General features: G+C 70.2%; 5 protein-coding genes. 4 read left to right on the plus strand and 1 reads right to left on the minus strand.

Annotated features, from left to right (window positions below; genetic code table 11):
• Window positions 1-69 precede the first annotated feature (69 nt).
• From deoC to FPZ41_RS44820, 3 genes are all read left to right on the plus strand, one after another.
• Window positions 70-1,029: a deoxyribose-phosphate aldolase gene (gene deoC, locus FPZ41_RS44810; protein WP_152870482.1), complete on the plus strand. Its 960-nt coding sequence runs from the start codon at window positions 70-72 to the stop codon at window positions 1,027-1,029.
• Between the two features lie 71 nt (window positions 1,030-1,100).
• Window positions 1,101-2,546, plus strand: coding sequence for an aldehyde dehydrogenase family protein (locus FPZ41_RS44815; protein ID WP_152870484.1), 1,446 nt, complete (start codon window positions 1,101-1,103; stop codon window positions 2,544-2,546).
• Complete coding sequence (locus FPZ41_RS44820; RefSeq protein WP_152870478.1) at window positions 2,539-3,483, plus strand: aldehyde dehydrogenase family protein; 945 nt, start codon at window positions 2,539-2,541, stop codon at window positions 3,481-3,483. The genes FPZ41_RS44815 and FPZ41_RS44820 overlap by 8 nt, the downstream gene beginning before the upstream one ends.
• 59 nt (window positions 3,484-3,542) lie before the next feature.
• Here the strand turns inward: FPZ41_RS44820 and FPZ41_RS44825 are convergent, their stop codons facing one another.
• Window positions 3,543-3,947 carry a hypothetical protein gene (locus FPZ41_RS44825; protein ID WP_152870480.1) on the minus strand — a complete coding sequence of 135 codons (405 nt, stop codon included), beginning with the start codon at window positions 3,945-3,947 and terminating at the stop codon, window positions 3,543-3,545.
• 127 nt (window positions 3,948-4,074) lie between these two features.
• Between FPZ41_RS44825 and FPZ41_RS44830 the strand changes: the two genes are divergently transcribed.
• Window positions 4,075-4,710: a uridine kinase family protein gene (locus tag FPZ41_RS44830; protein WP_131572089.1), complete on the plus strand. Its 636-nt coding sequence runs from the start codon at window positions 4,075-4,077 to the stop codon at window positions 4,708-4,710.
• The last annotated feature ends 97 nt before the right edge of the window (window positions 4,711-4,807 follow it).

Genomic DNA, 4,807 nt, shown 5'->3' on the forward strand with positions numbered 1-4,807 from the left:
CCCCCCATCCCGCTCCACCCCTCAGGGCTGTACAGCCGCTACGCGCGTAGATATGCTCACCTGGTGACCATGCCCATCCATGCACCTGCCTCGCACGCACTCACCGATGTGACCGCGTCCGACAGCACGCTGCGCCGCTTCCTCCACGGACTGCCCGGCGTCGACGCGGTCGGCCTGGAGGCGCGCGCCGCCTCGCTCGGTACCCGCTCCATCAAGACGACCGCGAAGGCGTACGCGATCGACCTCGCCATCTCGATGGTCGACCTGACGACGCTGGAAGGCGCGGACACCCCGGGCAAGGTCCGGGCGCTCGGCGCCAAGGCGGTCCGCCCCGACCCGACCGACCGTACGGCGCCGTCGACGGCCGCGGTCTGCGTCTACCCCGACATGGTGACCGTCGCCAAGGAGGCCGTCGCGGGTTCGGACGTGAAGGTCGCCTCGGTGGCCACGGCGTTCCCGGCGGGGCGCGCCGCGCTGGGGGTGAAGCTGGCCGACGTGCGCGACGCCGTGGCCGCGGGCGCGGACGAGGTCGACATGGTGATCGACCGCGGGGCGTTCCTCGCGGGCGACTACATGAAGGTGTACGACGAGATCGTCGCCGTGAAGGAGGCCTGCGGGACGAGCTCCCGCCTGAAGGTCATCTTCGAGACCGGCGAGCTCTCCACCTACGACAACATCCGCCGCGCCTCCTGGCTCGGCATGCTGGCCGGTGCCGACTTCATCAAGACCTCGACGGGCAAGGTGGCGGTGAACGCGACCCCGGCGAACACCCTCCTCATGCTGGAGGCGGTGCGCGACTTCCGGGCGCAGACCGGGGTACAGGTCGGGGTGAAACCGGCCGGCGGCATCCGCACCTCCAAGGACGCCGTCAAGTTCCTGGTCCTGGTCAACGAGACGGCCGGCGAGGACTGGCTGGACAACCACTGGTTCCGCTTCGGCGCCTCCTCGCTCCTGAACGACCTGCTCATGCAGCGTCAGAAGCTGGCCACCGGCCGCTACTCCGGCCCCGACTACGTGACGGTGGACTGATCACCATGAGCACGGACAACGCGAACAACATGGACAAGCGGTCATCAAGCGCAGACAAGCAGTCATCAAGCATGGACAAGCGGCCATCCGCGTTCGAGTACGCACCGGCACCCGAGTCCCGCGCGATCGTCGACATAGCGCCCTCGTACGGCCTGTTCATCGACGGCGAGTTCACGGAGGCGGCTGACGGCAAGGTCTTCAAGACCGTCTCGCCGTCGACCGAGGAGGTCCTCTCCGAGGTCGCCCAGGCCGGTTCCGAGGACGTGGACCGTGCCGTCGGGGCCGCCCGCAAGGCGTTCGAGAAATGGTCGGCGCTGCCCGGCTCCGAGCGCGCCAAGTACCTGTTCCGTATCGCCCGCATCATCCAGGAGCGCAGCCGCGAGTTGGCGGTCCTGGAGACGCTGGACAACGGCAAGCCCATCAAGGAGACGAGGGACGCCGACCTCCCCCTGGTCGCGGCCCACTTCTTCTACTACGCGGGCTGGGCCGACAAGCTCGGCCACGCCGGCTTCGGCGCGAACCCGAGGCCGCTGGGCGTGGCCGGCCAGGTCATCCCGTGGAACTTCCCGCTGCTGATGCTGGCGTGGAAGATCGCCCCGGCCCTGGCGGCGGGGAACACGGTGGTCCTCAAGCCCGCGGAGACGACCCCTCTCTCCGCGCTGTTCTTCGCGGACATCTGCCGTCAGGCGGGCCTGCCCAGGGGCGTCGTCAACATCCTTCCGGGATACGGCGACGCGGGCGCATCGATCGTCGCGCACCCGGACGTCGACAAGGTCGCCTTCACCGGTTCCACGGCGGTCGGCAAGGAGATCGCGCGGACCGTCGCCGGCACCCGTAAGAAGCTCACCCTGGAACTCGGCGGCAAGGGCGCCAACATCGTCTTCGACGACGCCCCGATCGACCAGGCCGTCGAGGGCATCGTGACGGGCATCTTCTTCAACCAGGGCCAGGTCTGCTGCGCGGGCAGCCGCCTGCTGGTCCAGGAGTCGGTCCAGGACGAGCTGCTCCACTCCCTGAAGCGCAGGCTCTCCACGCTCCGCCTCGGCGACCCGCTCGACAAGAACACGGACATCGGCGCGATCAACTCGGCGGAGCAGCTGGCCCGGATCACCGCACTCGCCGAGCAGGGCGAGGCGGAGGGCGCCGAGCGCTGGTCCCCGGCCTGCGAACTGCCGTCCGCCGGCTACTGGTTCGCCCCGACGCTCTTCACGAACGTCACCCAGGCGCACACCATCGCCCGCGACGAGATCTTCGGCCCGGTGCTGTCGGTCCTGACCTTCCGCACTCCGGAGGAGGCGGTCGCCAAGGCCAACAACACCCCGTACGGCCTCTCCGCCGGCATCTGGACGGAGAAGGGCTCCCGCATCCTCGCGGTCGCGAACAAGCTCCGCGCGGGTGTCGTCTGGTCCAACACGTTCAACAAGTTCGACCCGACCTCGCCGTTCGGCGGCTACAAGGAGTCGGGCTTCGGCCGCGAGGGCGGCCGCCACGGCCTGGAGGCGTACCTCGATGTCTGAGAAGCCCAAGAACCCCAAGAACACCGAGAAGGCGGAGCCGCAGCGCCTGAGCGTCTTCAAGACCTACAAGCTGTACGTCGGCGGGAAGTTCCCGCGTTCCGAGAGCGGCCGGGTGTACGAGGTGACAGATCCGAGCGGCAAGTGGCTGGCGAACGCGCCCCTCTCCTCCCGCAAGGACGCCCGTGACGCGGTCGTGGCCGCCCGCAAGGCGTTCGGCGCCTGGTCCGGCGCGACGGCGTACAACCGCGGCCAGGTCCTCTACCGCGTGGCGGAGATGCTGGAGGGCCGCAAGGCGCAGTTCGTCCAGGAGGTCGCCGACGCCGAGGGCCTGTCGAAGCCGAAGGCGACGGTACAGGTGGACGCGGCGATCGACCGCTGGGTCTGGTACGCGGGCTGGACGGACAAGATCGCCCAGGTGGTGGGCGGTGGCAACCCTGTCGCGGGTCCGTTCTTCAACCTCTCCTCCCCGGAGCCGACCGGTGTGGTCGCGGTCCTCGCCCCGCAGGAGTCGTCGTTCCTGGGCCTGGTGTCCGTCATCGCCCCCGTGATCGCGACCGGCAACACGGCGGTCGTGATCGCGAGCGAGAGGTCCCCGCTGCCGGCCCTGTCGCTGGGCGAGGTGCTGGCCACCTCCGACGTGCCCGGCGGTGTCGTCAACGTGTTGTCGGGCCGTACGGCGGAGATCGCGGCACCCCTCGCGGCACACCAGGACGTCAACGCGATCGATCTCGCGGGCGCCGATGACGTACTCGCGAAGGAACTGGAGATCGCGGCGGCGGACAACCTGAAGCGAGTTCTCCGTCCACAGCCTGTGGACAACGCCGACGGAATCGACTGGTTCGCGACCCCGGGCATCGAGCGCATGACCGCGTTCCTGGAGACGAAGACGGTCTGGCACCCGACGGGGTCACTGGGCGCGTCCGGCTCGTCGTACTGACGCGGAGCGCCCCTGAACGGGGCTCGGGGCGGGGACGGGCTCCCCGCCCCGGTCGGCCGTCAACCGTGGAGCAGCCCCGGAATCTGCCCCAGCAGCGGAATGCCGCTCACCGACGGCGCCTGGGCCACGGGACGCGTCACGGCCCGGGACGTCACCGGCTTGAAGTCGGCGACCTGCGTGCCGACGCCGTTGTCGAGCGGGTCGACGCCCGTACCCGCCAGCGGGTTGGGCTTGAGGCGCCCGACCGGGCTGGTGACGTGCCGCACGGACTTCGTCACGGCCTCGGCCCCGGCCGCGGGCTCGATCCTGCCGAGGGCCACGGGCCGGGTGAACACCGGGTCCTGGCCGGGTCCCGCGTCGGCGGCGGTCGCCGTGGCGCCCGCACCGAGGCCGAGTCCCGCAGTCGTGAGGGCCAGCACCGCGCGCCGGACGGTCGAGGGGCGGGGAGCCGAGTGTCGTGCCATCGCTTGTGCCACCTTCTGCTGCTGAAAGTAAACAGATGAACACGTAGGGTAGTTGAGATGTGATGTCCGCTCCAACGGCGACCCGCCCTCTCGGCGGGAGCCGCGCGATGCCTCACACTGGACTCTCGTGAGTTCGCATCCTCCGACACCGACCCGAGTCGTCCTGCTGTCCGGCCCGTCCGGGTCCGGCAAGTCCCTTCTCGCCGCCCGTTCCGGCCTGCCCGTGCTCCGGCTGGACGACTTCTACAAGGAGGGCGACGACCCGACACTGCCGCAGGTGGCGGGGAGTTCGGACATCGACTGGGACCATCCTCTGTCCTGGAGCGCGGACGACGCGGTCGCGGCCATCGAGGAGCTGTGCCGCACGGGTTCGACGACCGTCCCGGCGTACGACATCTCCCTGAGCGCCCGCACCGGCACGGAGACCCTCGCCATAGGGCGGACTCCGGTGTTCATCGCGGAGGGCATCTTCGCCGCGGAGATCGTCCTGCGCTGCCGCGAGGCGGGCGTCCTGGCCGACGCCATCTGCCTCAGCCGAGGCCCGCTCACCACCTTCCGCCGCCGCTTTCTGCGCGATCTGAGGGAGGGCCGCAAGTCCGTCGCCTTCCTGCTGCGCCGCGGCTGGCGCCTGATGCGCCTGGAGCGCTCGATCGTGGCCCAGCAGACGGCACTGGGCGCGTATCCCTGCGACCGGGACGAGGCCCTCGGGCGGCTGGCCGCGGCGGCCGCGGGGCGGGTCGCACAGACGCGGACGGCCGCGTAGGACCCCGCTCTCCCTACACGAAAAGCGGGACTGGACGGACCCCCCGGCCCTCCAGTCCCGCTCTTCTCCTGCTCCCCCCTTTTCCCCTTTGTTCCCC

Origin of the sequence: Streptomyces acidicola (assembly GCF_009377235.1) — a bacterium.
Lineage (GTDB): Bacteria > Actinomycetota > Actinomycetes > Streptomycetales > Streptomycetaceae > Streptomyces > Streptomyces acidicola.

What these genes read in the sequence shown, in the direction of transcription:
- deoC (WP_152870482.1), top strand. Translation starts at nt 70, where the DNA reads ATGCCCATCCATGCACCTGCCTCGCACGCACTCACCGATGTGACCGCG.
- FPZ41_RS44815 (WP_152870484.1), top strand. Translation starts at nt 1,101, where the DNA reads ATGGACAAGCGGCCATCCGCGTTCGAGTACGCACCGGCACCCGAGTCC.
- FPZ41_RS44820 (WP_152870478.1), top strand. Translation starts at nt 2,539, where the DNA reads ATGTCTGAGAAGCCCAAGAACCCCAAGAACACCGAGAAGGCGGAGCCG.
- FPZ41_RS44825 (WP_152870480.1), bottom strand. Translation starts at nt 3,947, where the DNA reads ATGGCACGACACTCGGCTCCCCGCCCCTCGACCGTCCGGCGCGCGGTG.